Source organism: Akkermansia muciniphila, from assembly GCF_002884975.1.
Classification (GTDB): domain Bacteria; phylum Verrucomicrobiota; class Verrucomicrobiia; order Verrucomicrobiales; family Akkermansiaceae; genus Akkermansia; species Akkermansia muciniphila_C.
Window position 1 is genome coordinate 250,843 of sequence record NZ_PJKB01000001.1, and the last position, 25,738, is coordinate 276,580.

General features: G+C 56.7%; 10 protein-coding genes. 8 read left to right on the plus strand and 2 right to left on the minus strand.

Annotation, left to right across the window (positions count from 1 at the left end; all coding sequences use genetic code 11):
* Positions 1 to 66: 66 nt before the first annotated feature.
* Positions 67 to 3,420 (minus strand): preprotein translocase subunit SecA, encoded by a 3,354-nt coding sequence (gene secA, locus CXU21_RS01135; protein WP_102724735.1) that lies wholly within the window; start codon positions 3,418 to 3,420, stop codon positions 67 to 69.
* 215 nt (positions 3,421 to 3,635) lie between these two features.
* On the opposite strand from secA, the gene CXU21_RS01140 reads away from it, so the two are divergent.
* The 4 genes from CXU21_RS01140 (at position 3,636) to CXU21_RS01155 (ending at position 11,601) form a co-directional block, all read left to right on the plus strand.
* Complete coding sequence (locus CXU21_RS01140; protein WP_146016890.1) at positions 3,636 to 4,016, plus strand: hypothetical protein; 381 nt, start codon at positions 3,636 to 3,638, stop codon at positions 4,014 to 4,016.
* A gap of 91 nt (positions 4,017 to 4,107) precedes the next feature.
* A complete protein-coding gene (locus tag CXU21_RS01145; RefSeq protein ID WP_102724737.1) occupies positions 4,108 to 5,094 on the plus strand; it encodes a hypothetical protein in 987 nt (328 codons plus the stop codon).
* 137 nt (positions 5,095 to 5,231) lie between these two features.
* Positions 5,232 to 10,757, plus strand: coding sequence for an excinuclease ABC subunit UvrA (gene uvrA, locus CXU21_RS01150; protein ID WP_102724738.1), 5,526 nt, complete (start codon positions 5,232 to 5,234; stop codon positions 10,755 to 10,757).
* 334 nt (positions 10,758 to 11,091) lie between these two features.
* Positions 11,092 to 11,601, plus strand: a complete 510-nt coding sequence (locus CXU21_RS01155; RefSeq protein ID WP_219723140.1) for a GNAT family N-acetyltransferase — start codon at positions 11,092 to 11,094, stop codon at positions 11,599 to 11,601.
* Between the two features lie 63 nt (positions 11,602 to 11,664).
* Here CXU21_RS01155 and CXU21_RS01160 read toward each other — a convergent pair whose 3' ends face one another.
* Entirely contained in the window at positions 11,665 to 13,785 is a 2,121-nt protein-coding gene (locus CXU21_RS01160; RefSeq protein ID WP_146016891.1) for a hypothetical protein, read from the minus strand.
* Positions 13,786 to 14,038: 253 nt separating this feature from the next.
* On the opposite strand from CXU21_RS01160, the gene CXU21_RS01165 reads away from it, so the two are divergent.
* The 4 genes from CXU21_RS01165 (at position 14,039) to CXU21_RS01180 (ending at position 25,626) form a co-directional block, all read left to right on the plus strand.
* Positions 14,039 to 15,085 (plus strand): glycosyltransferase, encoded by a 1,047-nt coding sequence (locus CXU21_RS01165; protein ID WP_102724740.1) that lies wholly within the window; start codon positions 14,039 to 14,041, stop codon positions 15,083 to 15,085.
* Positions 15,082 to 18,375, plus strand: coding sequence for a polysaccharide pyruvyl transferase family protein (locus CXU21_RS01170; protein ID WP_102724741.1), 3,294 nt, complete (start codon positions 15,082 to 15,084; stop codon positions 18,373 to 18,375). The genes CXU21_RS01165 and CXU21_RS01170 overlap by 4 nt, the downstream gene beginning before the upstream one ends.
* Before the next feature lie 43 nt (positions 18,376 to 18,418).
* Positions 18,419 to 19,312 carry a hypothetical protein gene (locus CXU21_RS01175; RefSeq protein ID WP_146016892.1) on the plus strand — a complete coding sequence of 298 codons (894 nt, stop codon included), beginning with the start codon at positions 18,419 to 18,421 and terminating at the stop codon, positions 19,310 to 19,312.
* A 200-nt stretch (positions 19,313 to 19,512) separates the two neighbouring features.
* Positions 19,513 to 25,626 carry an RHS repeat domain-containing protein gene (locus tag CXU21_RS01180; RefSeq protein ID WP_102724743.1) on the plus strand — a complete coding sequence of 2,038 codons (6,114 nt, stop codon included), beginning with the start codon at positions 19,513 to 19,515 and terminating at the stop codon, positions 25,624 to 25,626.
* The last annotated feature ends 112 nt before the right edge of the window (positions 25,627 to 25,738 follow it).

The window sequence follows — 25,738 nt, forward strand, 5'->3', positions numbered from 1 at the left end:
GGAAGCTTGAAGACGGAGAAAACGGGAAAGCCCGTTTCCTCCGTCCGGAAGTGGCAGGTGGTGTTTTTAGTACGTGCGGGTCTCGGAGGAATCCCGGTTGTCCATGGTTTCCGCGAAGTCCTGGGAATCAAGAGTGACGGCAATTTCCTCGTCATCACCCGCGGCAGGCGTTTCTGCCGGAGCTTCGGAGATTTCCTCCTTGCGGAGAATGACGCTGACTTTGCGCTTGGGCATGACCAGTTTGGGTTCCGCCGTGGCGGGCTGGTAGCCTTCACCGATGGTTGTGGCGTCAGAGATGACGGCCGGGGCCTGTTCCGGTTCCGGCTGTTGTGCGGACTGGTGTTCCCGTGCACGGGAGACTTGTTCCCGCAGGGCGGAAAGCAGGTCGGTAGGCATGCCGTCAAAGCCGATTTCCGGCAGGTTGGCGCCGTCTTCCTGATTTTCATCGGAAGAGTCAAACTGGGGCAGGCTGGCCAGGAAGTCTTCAAAGGCATCCAGGTTGGTGGTGCTCTTGAAGAGGTTGCCGATGGCTTCCCCCTTGATGCTTTCCATCAGGGTAACGAACAGGTCGTAGGCTTCAGACTTGTATTCCACCAGCGGGTCCTTCTGGCCCTGGGCGCGGAGGCGCACGCCTTCCCGCAGGGAGTCCATGTTGTACAGGTGTTCCTGCCACATTTTGTCAATGGCTCCCAGGATGATCTGGCGTTCCATGTGGTCCAGGTATTCCGGACGTTCGCGGGAGGCCTTGTCTTCATAAGTGGCCTTGACCTTGTCAATGAGGAAGGCAATGGTGTCATCCATCTGGCGTTCTTCCAGCTTGGCGGCGTCCGCCGTCAGTCCCAGCGGGAAGGAGGAGTTCATCCAGGAGAGCAGTTCGTCCGGATGGGTGAGGCCTTCCGAGTCCGGATCCAGGAATTCATGGGCGCGGGTGGCGATCACTTCTTCCAGGATGTCGTAAATCATTTCGCGCGGGTTTTCCGTGGAGAGCACTTCATTACGGTAGCCGTAAACGATTTCACGCTGCTTGTTCATCACGTCGTCATAGTCCAGCACGTGCTTGCGCCACATGTAGTTGCGCTGTTCCACGCGTTTCTGGGCGGATTCCACGGATTTGTTCAGGAAGCTGTGTTCCAGGGCTTCGCCGTCGGCCACGCCCAGGCGTTCCATCATCTTGGTCATGCGCTCCGCCGCGCCGAAGTTGCGCATCAGGTCATCTTCAAAGGAGATGAAGAACTGGGAGGCGCCGGGGTCCCCCTGGCGGGAGCAGCGGCCACGGAGCTGGCGGTCAATGCGGCGGGATTCATGGCGTTCCGTACCCAGCACGAAGAGGCCGCCGAGGTCGGCTACGCCTTCGCCCAGCTTAATGTCCGTACCGCGGCCCGCCATGTTGGTGGAGACGGTAACGGCTCCGCGCTTGCCGGCCAGGGATACGATTTCCGCTTCGCGCTGGTGGTTTTTGGCGTTCAGCACTTCATGGGGGATTTTCGCCCTCTTGAGCATGCGGGAAAGCGTTTCGGAGGCATCCACGCTGGCCGTGCCGATCAGAATGGGCTGGCCCTTGCCGTGGAGTTCCTGAATCTTGTTGATCACCGCATTGAATTTTTCACGGCGGGATTTGAAGATAAGGTCGTTCTGGTCCTTGCGGATGCAGGGGCGGTTGGTCGGGATGGGCAGAACGTCCAGCTTGTAAATGTCATGGAATTCCGCTGCTTCCGTTTCAGCCGTACCGGTCATGCCCGCCAGCTTCTTGTACAGGCGGAAGTAGTTCTGGATGGTGATAGTGGCGTAGGTCTGGTTTTCACGTTCCACTTCCACGCCTTCCTTGGCTTCCACGGCCTGGTGCAAGCCGTCGCTCCAGCGGCGTCCCGGCATTTCACGGCCCGTGTTCTGGTCAATGATGATGACCTTGTCTTCCTTGACGACGTATTCCACGTCTTTTTCGTAAATGCAGTAGGCCTTCAGGAGTTGGGAGGTGGTGTGCAGGCGTGCGCCCGTCTCGTCAAGCTGCTTGGTCAGTTCATTCTTGCGGCGCAGCTTGTCCTTTTCCGTCATGCGGGGGTCTTCATCCATTTCCGCAAAGGCGGTTCCCAGGTCCGGCAGCACGAAGTCCTCCGGGTGGCCGGGGGAGATGACTTCACGGCCTTTTTCCATCAGGTCGGCGTCATGGGTTTTTTCATCCACGGTGAAGAACATTTCCTCCTTCAGCTTGTAGAGCTCTTTCTTGCGCGTATCCTGGTAAAGGGTCAGTTCATATTTTTCCACGATGCGGCGCAGTTCGGGATCCTGCATGGCGCGCAGGAAGGCACGGTGGCGGGGCTGCCCCATCTTTACCTTGAAGAGGCAGCGGCCCACTTCCTCGGTACGGCCTTTTTCCTGGGCTTCCAGAGCCTGGGCCATCAGTTCGTTGCAGAGGTCCGTCTGGGCCTTCACCACGCGTTCAATGGCGGGGCGCAGGGTGTCGTACTGCTGTTCCCGGGTGACGACCGCCGGGCCGGAAATAATGAGGGGCGTACGGGCCTCGTCAATAAGGATGGAGTCCACTTCGTCCACAATGGAGAAGTAATGGCCGCGCTGCACCTGTTCCGTTTTGGAGGTGGCCATGCCGTTGTCGCGCAGGTAGTCGAAGCCGAATTCGGCGTTCGTGCCGTACGTGATGTCGCAGGCGTACTGCTCCCGGCGCAGCTGGGAGGGCATCATGCTCTGGATGCAGCCCACGGTCAGTCCCAGGAACTGGAAGAGCATGCCCATCCATTCGGAGTCGCGGCGCGCCAGGTAGTCGTTCACGGTGACCACGTGCACGCCCATGCCCGTCAGGGCGTTCAGGTACACGGGCAGGGTGGCGACGAGCGTCTTGCCTTCCCCCGTGGCCATTTCCGCGATGTAGCCGCGGTGCAGGGCGATGCCGCCCAGCAGCTGCACGTCAAAGTGGATCATGTCCCATACCTGCTTTTGTCCGCAGATGTCGCGTTCTTCTCCGCAGAACAGGCGCGCGCCGTGTTTGACGGCGGCAAAGGCTTCCGGCAGGATCTGGTTCAGGTAGCGTTCGCGCAGCTTGTCAAACTGGGGCGTGATGTTGTTCCAGGCGGCCTTCCCCTCTTCAATGGAGGCGGGAGTGGCTTCCACGGCGGGAAGGGCGGCGAACTCGTCTTTCAGGGATTCAAAGCGGGCGTTCAGCTTGGCGGCGATGGCTTCCAGCTCTTCCTGCGGCGCAGCTTCCACAATGCGCACGGGCGGAAGTTCCATGGGGAGGAAGCGGTGCAGGTAGCCTTGCCATTCACGGGTTTTTTCAAGCAGGAAGTCCTGCCCCTTGCCGTTCCATGATTCTTCAATGGAAACGATCTGTTCTACAATGGGGCGCAGGCGGCGCACTTCACGCTGGTTTTTGGTACCGACAATCTTGGTTAGAATCCACTTAATCATCTTTGTCTTGTTGAAAATTGACGAGAGATAGAGGCGCTTTCAGCGATCTAAGAATCGAAAAATACTAGCGGCTTCCTGTAGAAATGCAAGCACGGGCCGCCATTTGACTTCATGATGACGTAATAGATTGGGTTTGGGCGGCATCGTTCTTTCTTTCTTCCGTTTTTCCTTGAACCTTCATTTATCCTGGAGGAATGTGTAGGAGAAAGGAGAGAATGACGATGCATGGAGTATTCCATTCCGCCGCGCTTGTTCTTTTTCTGCCGGTCATCTGCATCATGGCCGGATGCCAGGAAAACGGCGCCGTAAAACAGCAGGATGTGAACTTGCTGTCGGAAGGAATTGACGAGGACGGCAACCTTTTCATGCATTTTGAACTGGATTCCCGTTACCAGGGGGACCTGTATGCGGAAGTTTCCGTACAGGGGGATGAAATAAGCATCGCCCTGTACACGCATTCCACCCCCGGAGCTTCCAGAAAGATACCTTATGCGGACGGGTACAGGCTTGTTGTCCCATGGCCTGAGGGGACGGATTCCGTGGACGTCAGTCTGTGCGGCATGAAATTGGGAGGGTGGGAGAAAAAGAGGGAGTAGCGGTGGCTGTTTTCCTTCAAGGCCCGGGTTGTTATCTGAATGTTAACAGAAGCTTCTGTTTCTCCGTGTTTTCCTGTGGTAGGAATGGGGAATGAAGCCTTTCCTGTGGATGACGTGCGCCGTGCTGGCCGCTTGCGCCATCGGCTTTTCAACATACCGCATGCTGGTGATAGGCGTATCTGAAAGGATTCCGGCTACGCGCCTGGTGATTGAAGCCGACGCTTCCTGTTTATCAACCACGGGCATGGTGCCGTTGGAAGACCCCTTCATTTTTAATACGGCCCACAGTCCGGCCTTTGAGCTGAGGGAGGGGAAAAGCCGTCTCACGCTGGCAGAATGTATCCTGGAAGCACGGCAGAAGAACGTTTTGGACGGGGTTCTGGACAGGATAGATCCCCAGCGGTCCCTGCGCCTTTACGTAATTTGCCGCGTTTCGGGTGAGATCAAGGAGGCATGGCTGGATGATGAGGGTAACGGGGAAGACACAGCCCTCCTGAGGAGGGCCGTTGCCGTTCTGGGGTGTTATTGGCTGCTGCGCAACTTTTGTGATGATGAAGAGCTGTTTTTCAGATGGATGCGGCTTTCTCTGAAAAGCAGGAAGGCGGAGGTGCTGGATGCTTCCGTGGAGTACCTGTTTCCCTGGCTCAAGCCGGATAGGGAACAGTATGTTCATGGACGGTGGATTTCAGACATTGAATCAGTAACCTATGACTGCCTCCCTCCGGGGAGTAATGCAGGAGCTGCTGTTTCGTGGCCCTGCCTGTTTACGGTGAGCAGCCGGAAAAATGGTTCTTCCGGCCTGTTGGAGATTCGGTGCCCGGCGTTGAAAGGGGCACTGCTTACCCTGGAGATACCACTGGATAACCGTACTCTTCATCCCCGTGAGCTGTTGCCTTTCCGGATTTGGGAAGATGGTCACGGATGGCCTTATCCATGGAATGTCCGGCCCGTGGGAGTGCCGCCCGTATGGGTGCCGCCCATGAAGATTCCTGAAGATGCGCCTTCATCGTCCCTTCCCTCCATCCCCGGAGATTTTCGTTCCTGTCCGGAGGAAGACATGCTGCCGGAATTGGAATGATGGCCATGAAACGGGAAATGGCAGTGTAAGCAGCCGGTTACGGCATGAGCGGAAGGGAGGCGCCGGGGCAGAGGTGGGCATCATTCATGACAGGCGCATCTCTTGGAATGATTCCAAATTGATGGTATACTTATTCCATGAGTCATTGTGAGGATGGGCGCATCCGCATCCGCGGCGCCCGTGAGCATAATTTGCAGAATGTGGATGTGGACATTCCCCTGGGGCGTTTGACGGTGGTGACCGGACCTTCCGGCTCGGGAAAAACAAGTTTGGCGATGCATACGCTGTATGCGGAAGGGCAGAGGCGTTACATGGAAACCTTTTCCCCCTATGTGCGCCAGTTCATGGACCGCATGGACAAGCCGGATGTGGATGCCGTGGAGAATATTCTTCCGGCAATTGCCCTGCACCAGCGCAACTCCGTCCGGACGTCCCGCTCCACGGTGGGGACCATGACGGGGCTGAATGATTACTGGAAATTCGTTTTCGCCCGGCTGGCCGTGGGCATGGACCCGGAAACCGGCCGGGAGATCAGGCCGGAGACTCCCGGCTCCATTGATGAAAAGCTTCATGCGGAATTTCCCGCCGGGACGGAACTGATGATTTGCCTGGAGGTGGCGCGTCCGGAGTCCGTGGACCTCCCCACGCTGAAAAGGAACCTGGTGGCCCAGGGCTACTTGCGCGCCTTTGCGCATGGAGAGTCTCTCCGGCTGGAAGATGAAGACTGGACCCTGGAAGAAGGCGAGCCTTTGCTGGTCATCCAGGACCGCGTGAAACTGGCGGAAGACCAGCGGGAACGCAGGCTGGAAGCGCTGGAAACGGTCATGCGCCTGGGCGGCGGAGTGGCTCATGTGATTCCCCGTGTGGATGGCATCTGGCTGCCCGCCATGAAGTTCCGCGGTGACTGGTACCCGCTGATGGAGCCGAGACCCGGACTGTTCTCCTTCAATTCTCCGCTGGGCGCGTGCCCGGAATGCCGCGGTTATGGCCGCGTGATCACCATTGACTACACCCGGTGCATCAAGCCGGAGCTCAGCGTCAAGGACGGGGCCATTCATATCTTTGAAGGGGAGAGCAAGGTGTTTTCCGAATGCAAGAAGGACCTGATGCGCGGCTGGCGGAATAATTCCCGGAAGGTCCGGCTGGACGTGCCGTGGAAGGACCTGAAGCAATGGGAACGGGACTGGCTGATGCACGGGGACGGGGAAAACCCGGATGAAATGTATGAAAAGGGCTTGTGGTACGGCATTACGGGCTTTTTCAAATATCTGGAAAGCCGCACGCACAAGATGCACGTGCGCGTGTACCTGAGCCGTTTCCGCACATACCAGGAATGCCCCTCCTGCCATGGCTTGCGCCTGAGGCCGGAAGCCCTTCAGTTCAAGGTGGGCGGCAAAAGCATGCCGGAGCTCTCCAGCATGCCCATGGATGAACTCCTGGCCTGGGTGGACAAGTATGTAACGCCGCGCGCGCATGAGGATGCCGGCCTGAAGCATGCCGTGGCGGAATTGAGAAGCCGCCTGGAATACCTGAATGAAGTGGGGCTGGGCTACCTGACGTCCGACCGCTCCACGCGCTCCCTTTCCGGCGGGGAAATTGAACGCGTAAGTTTGACCACCTGCCTGGGCGCTTCCCTGACGGATACCCTGTTCGTGCTGGATGAACCTACCGTAGGCCTTCATCCGCGCGATACCTCCCGCCTGATCTCCGCCATGAACCGCCTTAAAAAGCGTGGCAATACGCTGGTGGTGGTGGAGCATGAGGAAGCGGTGATGCGTGCGGCGGACAGCCTGGTGGACATGGGCCCCGGCTCCGGACGGGAGGGCGGGAAGCTGGTTTATTCCGGAGAACCTGCCCTGATAGGAGACGTTGCGGAATCCCTGACGGGGGCCTTCCTTTCCGGCAGGCGGCGCATCGCCGTGCCCGGAAAAAGGCGCAAACCCCGCAAATTCCTGAAAGTCTCCGGCGCCACACGGCACAACATGAACAAGCTGGATGTGGATATTCCCCTGGGTGTGTTCACCTGCCTGACCGGCGTCAGCGGTTCCGGAAAGAGTACCCTGGCGCATGATGTCCTTTACCTGAACGCACTGGTGGAAAAGGGCGGCGTGTGTGAGGAGGAACCCGCCCATGTCAAATCCATCAAGGGCTGGGAGCTCCTGGATGAAGTGGTGATGGTGGACCAGAGCCCCATTGTCCGCACCCCGCGCTCCACCCCTGCCGTGTATGCCGGGGTATTTGAAGAAATACGCTCCCTCTTTGCAGAGACGGAGACGGCCCGAGCGCGCGGCATGAAGCCCGGCTTCTTCTCCTTCAACAGCGGGGACGGCCGCTGCCCCCGCTGCATGGGCATGGGGAGTGAAAAGGTGGAGATGCAGTTCCTTTCAGACATTTTTGTACAGTGCCCGCTGTGCCACGGCTCCCGCTACGGGAGCGAAGTGCTGAGCGTGTACCGGGACGGCAGGAACATTGCGGATATTCTCGGTATGACGGTGGCGGCCTCTTTGGAATACTTCAATGGAGAAAAAGGGGCCAAGGCCTCCCGCATTGCGTCCAAGCTGGGCGTGCTCCAGCGCGTAGGGCTGGGGCACCTGACCCTGGGCCAGCCCCTGAACACCCTCTCTGGCGGGGAAAACCAGCGCCTGAAGCTGGCCAAAATCCTGCTGGACCAGATCGGTTCCGGAGCGAACAGCCCCAAGATGCTGATTCTGGACGAGCCGGGAACGGGCCTCCACTTTGCGGATATTGAAGTGCTGCTGGCCGTGTTCCGGGAACTGGTGGAGCAGGGGCACACCCTGCTGGTCATTGAGCACAATCCGGAATTCATCAAGTCCGCGGACTACGTGATTGACCTGGGGCCGGAAGGCGGCGCGGGCGGCGGCCATGTGGTGGCTGCCGGCACGCCGGAGGAAATTGTAGCCGCCGGGAAGGGATACACGGGCAAGTACCTCAGGGACGTGTTGGAAGGCCGCCCCTCCGTGTATGATCCGGCGGACGCTTCCGTGCAGGAATCCGCAGACATGGACATACCGGAAGGTGTGATGGCCCTGCGCGGCGCGCGGCACCACAACCTGAAAAACGTGGACCTGGATGTGCCGCGCGGGGAAATGACCGTGCTGACCGGCCTTTCCGGGTCCGGGAAAAGCTCCCTGGCCTTTGACATCTTCTTTGCGGAAGGGCAGCGGCGTTTCATGGACGTCATGTCCCCGTATGCCCGGCAATTCACGGAACAACTGGAAAGCCCGGACATTGACCGCCTTACCGGCCTGCCTCCCACGGTAGCCATTGAACAGAACATGTCCCGCGGGGGAACCAAATCCACCGTGGGAACTGTCACGGAAATCTGGCAGTTCATGCGCCTGCTGTATGCCAAGCTGGGGCAGGCCTACTGCCCGCAGTGCGGCGTTCCGGTGGGCAAAAGGTCGGAATCGGAAGTGGTGGAACTGGTGGTGCGTGAATTGAAAAAACATGGTCGCGTGGCGTTGCTGGCTCCTCTGGTGCGCGGGCGCAAGGGGCACTACGCGGACCTGGCCCGCTGGGCGGAAGGCAAGGGATATGAGGAAATGTGGGTGGATGGGGCCTTGGTCCCCCTGAGCGGCTTTCAGCCGCTGGACCGTTACTCCAGCCATGACCTGGACCTGGTTGTTTCAAGGCCGGAAGCTTCCTGGACCCCGGAAAAGCTTGCCGGAGCAGTACATGCCGCGCTGGAAATGGGTGAAGGATTTTTACAGGTGCTGGCGCCCGGTTCCAGCCGGCCGGAGCTGATGGGCACCAAGCTGGCCTGCGCCTCCTGCGGGCAGTCCTTCCCGGAGCTGGAGCCGTACACCTTCTCCTTTAACTCCCCGCGCGGGTGGTGTCCCGTTTGCCGCGGACACGGCATCGTTGGCAAGGGAAAGATGAAGGAAGACCAGGCACAATCCCTGCTGGAAGCTGAACTGAAATATGACCGGGACCTGGCTCGCCAGGCGGACGACGACAAGGGAGTGAAAGTCTGCCCCGCCTGCCAGGGCGTGCGGCTGAACGAATTCGCGCGTGCCGTGCGGCTTCAGGGGGTAACCCCCGGTGAAATCGCCTCCCTGCCTGCCGTGGCTGCCGCGGAACTGGTGAAGGGGTGGAAATTTGAACGGGAGGAAGCCCTCATCGCCCGTGACGTGGTGGCGGAAATCACGCAGCGCCTGAACTTCCTTCATCGCGTGGGGCTGGGGTATCTTTCCCTGGACCGCAGCGCCACGACGCTCTCGGGCGGGGAAACCCAGCGCATCCGCCTGGCCTCCCAGCTGGGCTCCCACCTGCGCGGCGTGCTTTACGTGCTGGATGAACCCACCATCGGTCTTCACCCAAAGGACAATGAACTGTTGCTCGGCACGCTGGATGAACTCAAGCGCCGGGGCAACACCCTGCTGGTAGTGGAGCATGATGAAGACACCATGAAGCGTGCGGACCACATTGTGGACATGGGGCCGGGCGCGGGCATCCACGGCGGCCAAGTGGTGGCCCGGGGAACCTTTGAGGAACTGGCCGCCATGCCGGACTCCGTAACGGGCGCGGCCCTGCATCACAAGCCGCAGCACCCCTACCGGGGCAAAAGGCGCAGGATTCCCGCCAAAAAGGAGGAATCCGCATGGCTGCGGGTGGAAGGCTGCTGCCTGAACAACCTGAAGGACGTGAACGTAGCCATTCCCAAGGCGAGGCTCACGGTGCTCACCGGCGTATCCGGCGCGGGGAAAACCTCCCTGATGACGGGAACCATCCGGCTGGCGGCGCGCCAGGCCATCGGGGACAAGCTCACGCGGGATCAGAAAAAGCTGTGGAAAACCTCCTCCGGGTTTGACACGCTGCGCATGGTGTACGGCGTGGACCAGAGCCCCATCGGCAAGACTCCCCGTTCTACGCCCGCCACCTATGTGGGCTTTCTGGATGACATACGGACCCTGTTCGCGCAGACGGCGGACGCCCGCAGGCTGGGCTTTGACCGCGGGCGCTTCTCCTTCAACACGGGGCAGGGCAACTGTGAATCCTGCAAGGGAACGGGCATGCAGAAGCTGGAAATGGACTTCCTGCCGCCCTGCTACGTGCCGTGTGAAACCTGCCGGGGCAAGCGCTATAATGCCGCCACCCTGACCGTGAGGTACAAGGGGAAAACCATTGCTGACGTGCTCCAGATGGACTTTGCGGAAGCGGCGGAATTCTTTGAAAGCCAGCCCCGCATCTCGGACCCCCTCAAGCTGCTGGCGGAAACCGGCCTGGGCTACCTGACCTTGGGGCAGGCTTCCAACACGCTTTCCGGCGGGGAAGCCCAGCGGCTCAAGCTGGTGACGGAGCTCATCAAGGGGCGGCGCGTCAGCCGGAACGCCCTGATGAAAGGCAAGGAACTGCCCGGTGACCTGTACCTCATTGAGGAACCCTCCATCGGACTGCATCCGCGGGACGTGCGGCTGCTCATTGACGTGCTGCACCGCCTGGCGGACCAGGGGAACACGGTCATCGTCATTGAGCACAACACGGAAATCATGGCGGAGGCGGACTACATCATCGACATGGGCCCCGGGCCCGGCGATGCCGGAGGAACCATCGTAGCGGAAGGAACGCCGGAGCAGATAGCCAAAAAGAACTCCCCCACGGCGGAATATATCCGCCGGGAATTGAACCCGGACGGCGTGTAACCCATTAAATCAAAAACCTTGTTTTTCAGGACCGTTCCGGAATTACCGGAACGGTCCTTTTTATGGAGAACAGGGATCAATGGGGGAACGGCAGGACATTGGCCTGCCTGCAGGGCGCCGGAATGCTTTTAAAGGAAAAATCAGCTATTCTGAAAATGGAGGAACGGAATTACTGCTGGAAATGTCTCAAAGGAAGTGCAAGGCTGTGTTCCGTATAAGCCCTTCTATTCCTGCGGCAGCGGTTGGCAAATACCGGAGAGGGAGACGGGAACGGATGTAAAAGCATGAAAGCTATTCTTTAGAAAAGCTTTGCACTGCGGTGAAACAACAAGCAATGAATATGGTGGAAAAAATAGTATTTGAACCGTTGGCGGACTCCCACCGGCAGGCCGTCATCCGTATCTTCAACCATTACGTGATGAACGGAACGGCCGCTTTCTCGGATGCGGAACTGCCTGAATCCTTTTATCCCCATATTCTGGAACGCGTGAAGGGTTATCCGGCGTATGCCGTGGCGGACTGCCGGACCGGGGAAATAGTGGGTTTCTGCTTCCTCAGCGCGTATAAGCCCGTACCCACATTCCGGGAAACGGCCACCATCACTTACTTCATTGCTCCCTCCCATCTTGGACAGGGCATTGGCCGGATGTGCCTGGGCCGTCTGGAGGAAGATGCCGTGAAGCAGGGCATCCGCCATATCATTGCGGAAATATCCTCTGAAAACGACCAAAGCATGTCCTTTCACGCCAGCCAGGGCTTTGTACATGCCGGGCGTCTGAAAAACATCGGCTTTAAACTGGGCCGCACCTTTGACATCGTTTACATGCAGAAGGAAATCAAGTGATTCACGCCGGTAAATGCAGCGTGCAATACGAGGAAAAGAATTTCCGGGAAATCTCTTCTCATGTTATGTTGATGATTCCCCTGTCTTCTCCGGTTCGCTGAAAAGACAGGCTGACAGCGTGCCGTCCTCCCGGCGCATCCTTTCTTTCGCCTGCGCCGCGAGCGCACTGCTCTCACGGAGTTGTGAAACAGGGATATCCCCATTCCAGGGACGTATCCACACACGGTCCGCGCCGTACTTTTCCGCCAGGCTGTCCAGATATTGTTTCATTTTATGCGCTTCCCTCCCGGCATCCGTTTCAGCACTGTTTTCCTTCCGTTCTTCCGGAAGGTACACGGCGACGACGGATGCTCCGGTTTTCAAATGAAACGTGATCCATTCCCGCAGTTCTTCCGGCGTGGTTTCCTGCCGGGCCAGCGTACAGACTCCCCTGCGTTCCGCGGAAAGTTCCGGCAATGGAGGGAGAGTCGCGGGCTTGTCCCCATTCCGCTTCCCTGCCGGGATCGCCGTGGGATGTGTCCCGGGTGAAAGGATGGGGGCCGGAGCCGTTTCCGGCGTAGGGGACGGTTTGGCTTCAGAGGCCGCATCCTGTTTCATGCGGAATCCTCCGTCGCTTTCGCGTACAAAACATTCCACTCCCCATTTGTCCCATTTTACGCATAATTGACGGTCCGTGAATTCCTGAATGGAGGCACGGTCTCCATTGGCAGCACGGCAGCCTTCCTTTCCCAGAAGATGGAAATGGTCGCACCAGCCGGGATGCCGGAGTTCCAGCACATGTTCCCACAGTTTCTCTTCATGACGGAAGTATTGCCGGGAAGCTTGACGGGCCTTTTGCAGGGAATGGCATTTTCCGGGCTGGGAAGCGCACGGATAAATCAGGAAGTGGCCAGGGAGTTCCCTGCCCAGGAAAGGAGCCATGTTTTTTCTGCCGTACCGCGTTACCAGCCGGAAGAGCAAATCCTGTTCTCCATCTCCGCAAGGTTCCGGTTCCGGCGCCCCTTCCAATTCCCTTAACGCCAGAAAAGTCTCCCGCGTCAGAGAGAAGCAGGTCCCCTGTCCGCAGGCGTCATCCTTCCGGACGGGTGTTCCATCCGCAGCCAGTTCCCAGGCGGTCCCTTGATAGTACCCGGAATAATTCTCCGGAATGCTGGAATGAAAGGCGTTCAGGGTTTCCATAAAGCCCGGCGCGGGAGCATCTGACTCCCTCAACATCAGGAAAAGGTCATAGTGCTCCGCATCGCTGCCGCGGAAGGCGTCCAGTACGTTGGAACCCGGGTTCTTCTCCGGAAAAAGGCGCAGGGTCATTCTCCCTGTCTGGATGGCGGAATGCCACCGTGCTTCCACCAGGTTCCTGAAGACGGGCTCCGTCATTCCCTTGACTGCGATGAACAAATGGCTCTCCGCATATGGCTCCGCCAGAAACCAGGCCGCCAGGCGGTCCAGGTGCATCAGGTTTCTTACGCAGAGGCCGATGGCTATTTTACGCCGTCGCCAGGCATAGGAAACGGTCTTGTCTGCGGAATGAGTGCGTGGCTGCTGGTAAAAATGGTTGTGCTCCGCCACCCTTATATTCAGTTCTCCGCGGGATGCCGCCATCTCCAGTGCGTTGTCTATGGGAAGGATATTGTTCAGAAACAGCCGGGCCACCTTTTCCCGGCTGGCGGCGGGAACCACCAGGGCGTGCGTCCCCCACACGTACAGGGAGCATTTGGTGCGGGAGGCTGTCAGGTACGGGGAAAAAAGAAACTGGGCGGGAGAAGCGGGGGGCTCCCCTGGCGCAACAGTCTTATGGTGGAAGAGCCGTAGCAGGTCCGTTTCCGGATGGGCGGCCAATTCCCGTTCCAGCGCGCGGCGCAGTGCCTGGGACTCCGTCACCGGGGCGGCATCGCTCTCTCCGAAGATAATGAAATCATCCCCCTGCCAGCGCGGATCTGTCAGCAGCCTGGCAAAGGAACTCCGCAGGGAACGGACGTAGGGCGTATTGTGGTCACGCCAGGCCGGAAGAAAATAGTCCAGCTCCGCGGGAGGCACGGTATCGCGGAGGGGGGATACATCCTGCGTGGTGGGATACGGCTCTGCCTGGTATCCCAGGCGGTGGAGTTCTTCTGCGGCTTCCAGAATTTCGCCAGGGGTCAGAAGGAAGGCGCAGCGCAGGGCGGAGGTAGAAGATGAAGCGGTCATGGAATTGTTGAAAATTTGTTTTTTACAATAAAACAAAATTTCCGGATTGAGTCAGGCTGGAATGCCGGGCCTTGGAGGGCCTTGGTGAAAAATCCTGAAAACAAGATTGTATGTTATTATATAATTAATTGGTTATTATTTATTAATGTTAAATATTAAGATGGAATTTATGAGGCCCGCTGAAAGGAAATATTTATTATTGTTCCGGATTAGCGCCGTGTTATAAAAAAAATCAATTTTATTCCATCTGTTTATGAATAACTCACTAAAACGTATTTTTATCAATGGTTTCCCGTCTCTGTACGGAGGAGCCGGAACGGAACTGCACCACCAGATTCTTCTCTGGAGAAAAATGGGGGTGGACGTTCATCTCATCCCTACCGGAGACGGATTCCGCAATGAACGTCTCTACCTGGAAATGGTCAAGCTGGGTGTCATCATCCACGCCGCCGGGGATTGGTCCGTACTAGAGCCGGACGACGCAATCCTGGGATTCTGCAATTCGGAATTTTTGGCGCGCCTGCCGGAGATCCGCAAGAGAACGAAACGGACGGTGTTCATCAACTGCATGACGTGGCTGTTCCCAAAGGAGAAGGAGCTCATGAAGGACGGGCAGATCGCTATGTTTCTGTACCAGAATGAGGAGGTACTCCGGAAGAACATGCCTGCACTGAAAGCCCTGAACGCAGATCCGGCCATCCGGTTCATGACCTTCAAGCCGTATTTTCATAATGACTCCTTTCCCTTCATCACGGACCGGACGGAAGAATTCTTCGGCTGCGGGCGCATTTCCCGGCAGGATGCGGACAAATTTGCCAGGAACACGCTGCACATTTACGAGTACTTTGTGGCTCCCGTGTTCAAGCGCGGGCTGTTCCTGGGGTTCGGCGGAAAAAGCCGGGAGAAAATAGGCAGGCCGTATGACTGGATACGGACGGCGCAGGACCAGACGGAGGTCTCCCAGCAGGATTTCTACCGTCACTGTAAAATCATCCTCCAGCCCACCGACACAACAGAGAACTGGCCACGAATCGGCTTTGAGGCCATGGCTTCCGGCAGCGTCCTCATCGTGGACAACCGGGGAGGCTGGCGGCAGATGGTGGAGCACGGCAAGACCGGCTGGCTCTGCGACCATGAGCGCGATTTCATCTACTATGCCAGCAAGATGGCCTATGAGCCCAACCTGCGCGACGACATGGCGGAGGCGGCACGGGAACGCGGCCGGGAGCTGGGCGGGGAGGAAGCTTCCCGCGCGGGCTGGGAAGAAGTTTTTGAAGAAATCAACAAGCTGCCGGTATGAATGAACATGCAACGATTCAGGGAGTGACCGCCATGACAAGCAACAACCAGGTTTTACAGGCTCTCAAGGAACTGGGACCTTTTTACTACCAGCCAAATCCGGGCAATATGGGCGATCACCTGATTGCCCATGCCACCAGGGAATTTTTCAGGAAGAACAGTCTGCCCTTCAGCCCGTTTTTCATGGAAACGCTGCAAAGGAGCGAACCGTTTCCGCTGGTATACGGCGGAGGGGGGCCCTTTGTCCCCTACTACGGCATGGTGCCGGAAATCATGCGCCTGCTGGCGAACCCCGCCGTCAGCAGGGTGGTGATTCTACCAAGCTCCTTTTACCAGTGTGACGAGGTGGCGGAATTGCTGGACGAACGGGTGACGGTTTTCTGCCGGGAAGAGCGGAGTTTCCGTTATTTGTCCCGTCTCAACCGCCGGGCCCGTGTCCTGCTGGCGCATGACATGGCCTTTACGCTGGATGCGCGGCAAGCTGTCCGGAACCTGCCGGAAGAAATTCTTAATGACCCGGAATTCCGGGAAAAGGCCGCTCTGGCCGGAGAAGGGCTTCATCTTCTGGAAGATGGAAGAAAGGCGCTGCTGTTCCTCCGGACTGATGCGGAAGCCGGTCCGGAGTCCCGGCAGGCGCGGGAATGCTGCAAATCGTTTGACCTGTCCGGCCTGGCCCGGGGAAGCACCGTGGATGAAGAACGGGGCCGGTTTTATTCCGGGCTTTTCCTCCATTGTCTGGATCAGGCGGACGTGGTGCTGACGGACCGTCTTCATGGGGCGATCGGAGCGTACCTGCTGGGGAAGGAAACCTGGCTGCTGGACAACAGTTATGGAAAGATCTCCGGCGTGTATGATTTTTCCATGAAAGGGGACTCCCGCACCACGCTGCTCCAGGGGCTGGAGAAATTTCCTTACGCAGACCTCATTGCTCCATTGTCCTACCGTTGCGGGAAAACGGAAGAGGAGGAAGGGGCCCTGGAGGACGGAGTTGAAAAGCCGGACAGGAAAAAAATAAAAATTCTGGTGGGGATCTGTTCTGCGCAAGGCTACTCTGAACGGAGGAATGCCGTGCGTGAAACCTGGCTGTCCCATCCCCACCCGGATGTGAAATGCATATTCTTCCTGGGAGGGGATGTTCCGGAAAGGGAACGCAAGGACACGGTGGGCCTGGATGCGCCGGACTCCTACAATGCACTTCCCCGGAAAGTGCTCGCATTCTTCCGCCATGCGCTTGAACATGAGGACTTCGACTGGCTTTTCAAGTGTGACGACGATACATTCCTGGATTTATCGCGGCTGCCGGAATTGGCCGATGACCGCTACGGCATCATCGGGGACGAGATGCTGGGCAGGCGGATGGCGCCCAGCGGAGGGGCCGGTTATCTGCTCTCCAGACGGACGATGGAAAAGCTGGTTTCTCCCGCCTTTGCGGACCGTGTGCCCTGCTCCGGGGCTGAGGATCTGATCTTCGGCAAGCTGGCGCTGGAAACCGGAGCGGTTCCACACGCCACTCCGCGCCTGTTCATGTCCAATACCCGGTATCCGGCTCCGGGCAACAGTACCGTTTCCGCGCACTGGTGTTCTCCGGAACTGCTGCATGCCCTGGAAACCCTGCGTCATGACAGTCCGGTCACGGCGTACCGGGGACGGCATGAACACTGGCAGGATGAGCTTTTATTTTACCGGAACGGCGTCTTCCGCAGGCGGCGTTCCGATTGCTATGGGTGGTGGAATCTGGGTGCGGATAACGTGCTGACGCTGCGCTGGAAAGTATGGAGAGCCGAACAACTCTCCTGGAGGAACGGGGCCTTTGTCGGTTCCACCGTGCGGCTGGAACGCATGGAAGGAATGCCCTCCCTGTGGGAACTGGCGCGGAAGGAAGGGGGAGACGGAATGGGGAAAGTGAAAAAGGCGGAGGCAAGGACGGAATACATCCATGCGGGGTGCGGGGACCGTTTTCTGGAAGGCTGGCTGAACGTGGACCTGCCTCATTACGATCTGACAGTCCCCCTGCCATGGGAGGATGGAACCGTCAAGGCGCTGTTCCTGGAGCATGTGGCTGAATACCTGTCTCCCGTGGGGCTGGTGGATTTTCTGAAGGAGGCGTGGCGCGTGCTGAAACCGGGTGGAGTGCTAAGGCTGGCATTTACGGATACGGGGAGGCTGGCAGCGGAAGCACCCATCGCCTGGAGACGGTTTCTGCGGGAGCGCTCCGGACTGTCCCCGCTGCCCGGTTATGAGCTGGAAGCCCTGATAGGCCGGGAGGGCCAGCAATCCTTCTGGTCGGAAGACTCCCTGTCCGGCATGCTGAAGCTGGCGGCGTTTTCCGTCAGTATTCATGAACCGGGGCAATCTGCCGTGACGGAACTATGCGGCCTGGAACGGAAAGAAGCGCGCCCGGAATTCCCCTTTGAACTGCTGGGGCGCCGCTGCCTGGAGGCCCAAAAGCCACCGGGGAACGCTGCGCCGCTGGCCTGTCCGGCCTGCGCCGGGAGAAAAACCGTCTCTTCTTCCAGTGAACTCCGGGAGGAGGACACGGGCGTATTTGTCTCTCCGTACTTTTCCAAGGGGCAGCGTACGGGCAACCGTCTCTTCCAGATTGCCGCCGTGTATGCCCATGCGCTGCGGCACGGGCTGGAATGCCGCATCCCCTGGCGGTATGAGGAGATAACCGGCCGTTTGTATGAAATGCTGGGTCCGGAAACCGCCGCCTGCCCTCCGGGCGGGGAGAAGGGGCCGGTTGCGTACCGGGAGAAGCGCTTTTCGTATGATCCCATTCCCGCCGCGGTAAGGCAGGGGCGCATGGCGGGCTACTTCCAAAGCGAGAAATATTTTTCCGACCAGGAGAAGGAAATCAGGAAACTGTACGCCCGGCTGGCTGCTCCGCGCCGGGAAGGGGAGGCGGGGGTGCACGTCAGGCTGGGGGACTATCAGAAGCTGTCTCACCAGTACCATTCTCCGGATGCCGGATTTCTGGAAGAGGCCTTCAGGCGGCTGTCTGACAATGTCAGGACGCTGCACATTTTTTCCGACTCTCCGCGCCAGGCTCTGGAGCTGGTGTCCACCGTGCCTGGAGCTTCCCGGTTTGAGCTGGTGCTTAATGAGGAAGATGTTCTGCCTGCGTTACGCACCATGAGCGGGATGCAGGAGCTGGTTATTTCCTGTTCCTCCTACTCCTGGTGGGGGGCATGGCTGGGAAACCAGGAAAAAGTGATGATTCAGAAAAAATGGTTCATTGGGGAGATCAGTGATTATGAGGACGTGTACCGCCCAGGCTGGACGCGGCTGTGAGAACAATAAACGTAAAAATTAACTCCCTGCTTTCTTTACTGTTATGCATCGTATTGCCTTGTTTACGCTGGCCCTTGGAGACCTTTACCATGACTTCCTGAGGGTGAGCCTGCCGTTCAACCAGAGATTCTTCCTGCCAGGGATGGAGGTGGATTTCCATTATTTCAGCGACCGGGACCTGGAGCTGCCGGGAGCCCGGTTCCATCCGGAGAGAAAGACTGTCTGGCCGTTTACCGCCTTCAACAAAATGCTTTTCATCGACCGCTTTTTGACAGAACACGGACTGTACGGCTATTATGACTACATTTATTTCATTGATGCTGATACGTGTTTTGTGAACCGCGCCGGGGAGGAGCTGCTGGCTCCGGCGCTGTTCCTTGTCAATGTGCCGTGGATGGCGCATGTGGCGGGCGGTTTTTTTGGAGGAACTCCTGCGCTGATGCGTATGGCTGCCATCCTGACGAAAGCCTATATCCATGAAGGCCGCACCCGGAAACACTTTGACAGGACCGCGGATGAGTTTGTGCTGAAACGTTTGTACGACACTCTGGAAGAAAAAACCGCGCTGGATTGTGAAAAGAAAAACCGGAGCCGCTATCTTCTCTTTTCTCCCCGTGTTCCGCCGGACCGTCTGGAAGAAGCGGGAAAGGAAGGCCATCTGCTGGTGAACGTCGGGTTGCCGGGAAACCGGTACAAGGACAGTTCCCTCCTGTGCTTTCATCCGGGCTGGACGGATAAGGTAGAACTGGACCTGGAACGGGGATGGATCAACCACCGGGGGCACCTGGGAGAGCTGGAAAAGGTGGAACCTGAGAAAAAGGGCATGGAAGAGTTGCCGGAGACCGGAGGCATTCTGCGGATTCATTGGTGGGGATTCCCGGATGCGGAAGAATACCTGCACCTGGATAGTGGCATCATTACGGCAGGCAGCGTGTAGAGGGCCTTGGGAAGGTATAATTTTCCGTTTATTTTCAACGCATCATGGAAACATTATTTCTGAAAATATTTAAAAAACATGATTCATTTAATTTTTAAAATTGAATAATAAAAAAATGGTAAGATAATAAAAAATGATGAAGGATAAATTTCCTAATCAATTGATAATAAAACAATACAATCTAATCAAATTTCATTTTTATGAATAATTCTGAAAATCCTACTGATCCCCTTAATATTCCCTTCATTGCCATGGGCGAGGGTAACGTACCCCTCGCCGGGGACGTATTTGAGGGACCGGACAATACACCGGCACGGTTGGAGATCGTGCCTCAGCCGCAGGATACCACCCATATCTGGCACGGCTATATCAAAGTCACCGTACCTGGGACGCACTATTTCCGCATAGATGCGGATTCCTCAATCACCCTTTCCATCCCGGCGAAAAATTTTACGATGATCAAATCGGCGGGAACCCTGAATACTGCCTTGAAATCAGTGTACCTGGATCAAAAGGGATACTATTACTGTGAAATCACCCACCACCACTATGCCTCCATGGGCTACCCCTATGAAGGCTGTGTGGCTCTGGTATCCACGTCCGGTTATCCCTTGGCAGGAACCTACAGGACGAACAATACGGGCGCCTCCCGCCTCGCGGCGGGCGCCGGCATGATTCTGAAGCGGCTCTACATCCAGCAACTCGTCCCGGACAGCAGTTCCTCATCCTCTGACGACAGGGAAAACCCGGAATGGGGCTTCAGCAGCTCCGAGGAAAAGCCGGATACTGATCCTAAACCTGATCCGGGACCTGATCCTTCCAGCAGCGCTGAACCCTGGTGGCCGTGGCCGGGACCGTCCTCCTCTGCACCGCCATCGTCCAGTACCCCCTCTTCCTCGGAATCTTCTTCCAGTTGTCCGCCAGTCAGTTCAAGTGAATCAAGCGCCCCTCCTGCGAGCTCCAGCGAGTCGAGCGCTCCGCCGGCCAGTTCGAGTGAGTCGAGTGCCTCTCCTGAGAGCTCCAGCGAGTCGAGCGCTCCGCCAGTCAGTTCAAGTGAATCGAGCGTTCCTCCTGCGAGTTCCAGCGAGTCGAGTGCTCCACCGGTCAGTTCAAGTGAATCAAGCGCTCCTCCGTCTTCTTCGGAATCAAGTAGTGAGTCTTCCTCTCTCAGTTCTGAACCTTCTGGGTCCGAGCCATCCGGAGAGAGCAGCAACAGCGAAGAATCCTCCTCCAGTGATCCTCCTTCGGATGAGGAAGAATGCCCAACCTGCACTGAATGTGACAAGGATTGCAGCCAGGGCGACGGTGAAGACGGTCAGCGTATTCCTTTTGGAGATGATCAGAATTCCGGAGAGTGTGAAGGAAGCGGCGGCGTAGGCGGTAATCCCGACCCGCCGCCCCCCACCCGTTCCCGGATGCGTGCGGCCGGCGAGCCGATACACTGCGGCATCCCTTTCCGTTATGACAGCCCGATGGAATGGACAATGACTTACCATGACCAGGCCCGGGAAGCAGTCATCAAGCGCCCGTCCGGACGCTGCCAATACTATAAGGCGGCCGCCGGTTCCGCCACGGGAGAGCGCCAGGGCATGACCCGCAGGGACGGTTCCCTGGCCCAGTACCTGAACCGGGACCTGACGCCCTGCACAGAGGGAATGCCCGCCTATGTCAAGGTGGTGCGGGCGGACGGTTCCGCACAGCAGTTCTCTGTGGCAACGGGCAAGGTCGTGGAAGTTACGACGAAGACAGGGGCCACCATGTCTGCCGAGGCTTACGCCAACAGCGTGCAGGTGACGCGAGACAGCGCGGGGGAAGTCACCAGTGTCTGGAGCCTCACCCAGGGGCTGCTGCAGCTGACGCGGTCAACCGGCCATCTGGACATTGAATGGTATGCTCCTAAGCAGGTCTCCGGCAATGCGCAGAGCGGCTGGATCACCCAGGGCGACCCGGTGAAGACCTATTCCTACACCTGCCGGTATGATGGAGCCGTAAAGGTGATGGACATCATCAACCAGCAGAACGGTCAGACGACCTTGTGTATTGAACGTCGGATCAAGGAGAACAACGTCACCATCATTGAGGGGGAAGGAGACGAGCGGATTGTCACCACCTACGAAAGGAACTATCTGCCGGATGGTAAGTGGGAGGAAATAAAAACGGTCAGAGGCATCAATGAAGAGACGCCCGCCTCGTGCACCCGCACGATCAAGAAAAGCACGGCGGGTGGATGGCTGGTTCTGAGTAAAACAGAGGGCTATGGCGCTCCGGAGGCGGAGACGACTACCTACACGTATAACGAACAGTACCGTGTCTCCCTGGAGATCAAGCCAGACGGCGGATATACCCGCTACGAATACGACGCGCAGGGCCGCGTAACTCTGGAAGCTTCCCCGTGGGTAGACTCTGATGAGGAAGTAGCGAAGCGAACCATCTACGCAAACCAGCGTTTCAATGATTATCGACCTGCACGGGAGGAAACCTTCTATTTTTCCAGTGTCAGAGGAGAGGCCCACATCATGACAAGAGTATACACGTATATGGACACTCCCCAGATACGCCGGACAACGATTGCGTATTACTCGGAATCTGGAGCGTCGCAAACGGAAGTTAGAGAATTGTATGGAGACGAGGCCACACCAGCCTATGCAAGGGGCCGTGCGAAAATGAGTCAGGCTCCGGATGGAGTACAGCAGATATGGATGTATGAGGAAACGGCCCTCTATGGAGCCGCCAACAAGGCTATACGCGAAACCCGCGTGAACGGCATTATCGTGCCTGGAAGAAGCGAACGGACTGTCCAGTACATTGCCCTGAACGGGACAGTAACACGGGAAGAAAGCTACGTACATACAGGAGAGGACTGGAGCCTCATTGCTACAGTCGATTACGAATACGACGAGCAGCGCCGCCGGACAAAGAGCACACGCGGCAACGGACGCGTCAGCACTACGGAATGGATGTGCTGCGGCCCCCTGCGCGAAGTGGATGAGGATGGCGTGATGACCTCCTACGGTTACAATACCGTCCGGCAATTGGTAGAGACTATTCGCTCTGCGACGGACACCACCCCGGAGACCATTGCCAGCTTCACGCGGGACGCGGTAGGCCGCGTGTTGACGGAAGGCACCTACATCGGTTCCATGCACCGGCAGACGGCTGCCATTTATAACCGCCTGGGCCAGATTGTCCGGAAGACGGACGAGTTGGGCCGAGTGACCACTTTTACCTATGTTAACCGGGGACTGAAGGAAACGGTCACACTGCCCACCGGGGCGCAGCAGGTGACGGAGCGCAACTACGATGGTTCCCTGCGTACCCAGTCTCTGCCGGGGGAATACCCACTCACGTTCAGTTACCCGATGGATTCCTATGGATCTCATATTGATGGCTATATCATGGGAACAAACCACAAAATCAAATGTGAGATATTTGACCAGTTCCAGCGCCCGATTATGGTTCAAAAGGAAAGTATAAGAAATAGAGTTGATGCGATAATTCAAATATTGTTGATTTACAACAATAAAGGGCAAATGATCGAACGCACGGATCTCGACGTAAGGACGACTTACGAGTACGACCTCATGGGAGAAGTGTGCCGGGAAATACAGCCGCTGTCCACGTCCCCCACTCCCTACAACTCCCCATATAAGGAATATGCTTATACGTATGAGGCAAAGACGGAAGGGGTGTACAGGAAAACGACCGTGACCGACTACAACGCACAAGGCTACCCCCTGACAAGTACGCGGGAGGAACTGGTTTCCGAACTAAGCCCCACACTGGAAAGCAAGACGATAGAGACGGATATCTACGGCCATGTCACGACAACATGGACGGAATACAACGGAGCTACCAGGAGAAAAGTTCAGCAAAGCATTTCTACTTCCTCCATCACGGCGGAAACGCTGGTGATGGACGGCTTCACTGTTTCACAAAAGGATCATGCCGGAGTCACCACCACCTGGAGCCGTGCGTACACGGCCACAGGCAGCACGGTCATTCAGACGGATGGGCGCGGCAACGCCGTGACGGAAAAGAAGGACATTGCCGGTCGGACTATTCAGGTGACGGATGCCGCAGGGAATGCTGCGTCCATAGCCTACGATCGTTCTACCGGACAGCCCTCCGTCCTCACGGATGCCCTGGGCAAGACGACCTGCTACAAGTACGACATATACGGACGCAAGACGGCGGAATATGGAACAGCCATCCAGCCCGCCTGCTTCGCCTATGATGAGGCCAGCAACATGATTCGGCTGACGACCTTCCGCAGTGCAGGAGAGACGATCACCACCGATCCTTCTTTCCGAACGGACGGAGACGTGACCGAATGGGAGTACGCCTGGCAGGAAAAAGTGGTACTCAAGAAAACCTATGCGGACGGCAGTATCGTGACGACACAGTACGGAGACATGAACCGGGTTGCCTCCGTGACAGACGCCCAGGGGCAAACCGTCACCCATGCCTACTACGTAGATACGGGCCTGCTGAAATCGCAACTATACTCCGGAGGAAAAACGCCGAACATACACTACGACTACAACCATCTGGGAGGACTGGTGGAAATAAAAGACGGCTCCGGCACCAGGGAAATCACTTATGACTCCTACGGCAAACCGGATACTGAAAAGGTGACCATTGGGGGGGTAGAGTACAGTCTGAAGGAAAATTATGACTCCTGCGGACGAAGCTCCGGATATGAGCTGACCGGAGGAAGCGATACGTCCCTTCTCCATGCCGTGCAAGGCTATGGAACGGACGGACGCCTCGCCACCGCAGGGATTCAGACGGCGGCGGGAATGCAGGCCTTCGGCTACTCCTACTTGTCCGGCACACACCTGCCGGGCACACTGACCATGCCGGGCGGCGTCAGCCGGGAGCTGGCCTATGAAGAGCACCGGGATTTGGCAACGCATATCTCCTACAAAAAAGACGGCACAAACATAGTGGCCAGAACGCAGACCTATGACGCCCTGGGCAGGCCTGTCACCCGGAGTCAGCAACGCGGTACGGAAGCCGTGAGGAATGATGTCTTCACGTACAATGACCGCAGCGAACTGACGGGGGCAATCCTGGGAGGGCTAAACTATGTCTATGACTATGACAATATAGGCAACCGCAAAACAGCGCAGGAAATCGACGGGGAAATCAGCTACGAAGCCAACAGCCTCAATCAATACACCGGAATCACCAACTCTACTCTCAACTCTCCACCTTCAACACTGGAACAACCCTTCTTTCCCGCCTTTGACATGAACGGTAACCAGACCTTGATTCACACGGAAACGGGTGTCTGGGAGGTAACGTATAATGCTGCCAACCGTCCTGTAAAATTCGTGCAGGGAAATATGGAAGTGGAATGCGGTTATGACTACATGGACCGGAGATGGTTTAAAAAAGTCAAACAGAATGGAGTGGTTACGGTACATGAATGCTACCTTTATCGGGACTATCTGCAAATTGCCGCGCTGGACATGTTGCAGAATGCCACTGTCAAACACGTGATCCTGTGGGACTCTTCAGAACCGATAGCAACTCGTCCCCTGGCACTGTTGACGAGGGGAGAGATGTACATGTACGGCTTTGACTTTGGCAAGATCGTTACCGAACTGTTGGACGATCAGGGGCAAAGTGTCGCTTCTTATGACTACACTCCGTATGGGGCTGTTGCAACCAATGGAGAACAGGCCTCGTCGAATCCCTTGCAATGGAGCAGTGAAGTATGGGATGAAGATTTGGGGATGTCGTATTATAACTATAGATATTTAAATTCGTTAGACGGGAGGTGGACTTCTAGGGATTCCCTGGAAGAAAAAGATGAACTAAATTTATATACCTTTATTAATAATAATGGAATAAACTATATTGATATTTTGGGGGATAGACGCATGAATACCTATTCTCAACAAAAAGCAGCAAAATTCTTGAAAAAACAAATTAAGAATAAACCCAGAAATAATAAAAATACAAAACCATCGAATAAACCAACGGAATATACTCCTCCTATAGATCCTGATAATAGTTCATCAATAGGAAGAACTAAATTGGAAGATGTTTTAGATTATATAACAGGAAAATTTGACTGTGAAACTATACAGTATGACTCGGCGCTCAGACAATGCGATAAACAACGCTCAATGGTTAAATGTCCAAAATGTTGCATAGTAACAACTTATTGCAAGCAAGATGCTTGGCGTGAATATTCCACGCATCCAAGTATCGGAACACTTAGTCCCTTGACTTGTTCTAGATTGAAAGAAACAGGAGTTATATCTCCAGGATTTCCGAGCGAGACATATTATATTGATTTATAAATATAATGACAAAAAACATGTATTATTCATCCAGTTTACCTTTGATTTTAAATACGAATATGCAGCACAGATACTTGAAATGCAGTATAACTCCTCCCCATCTAGAAGAAAC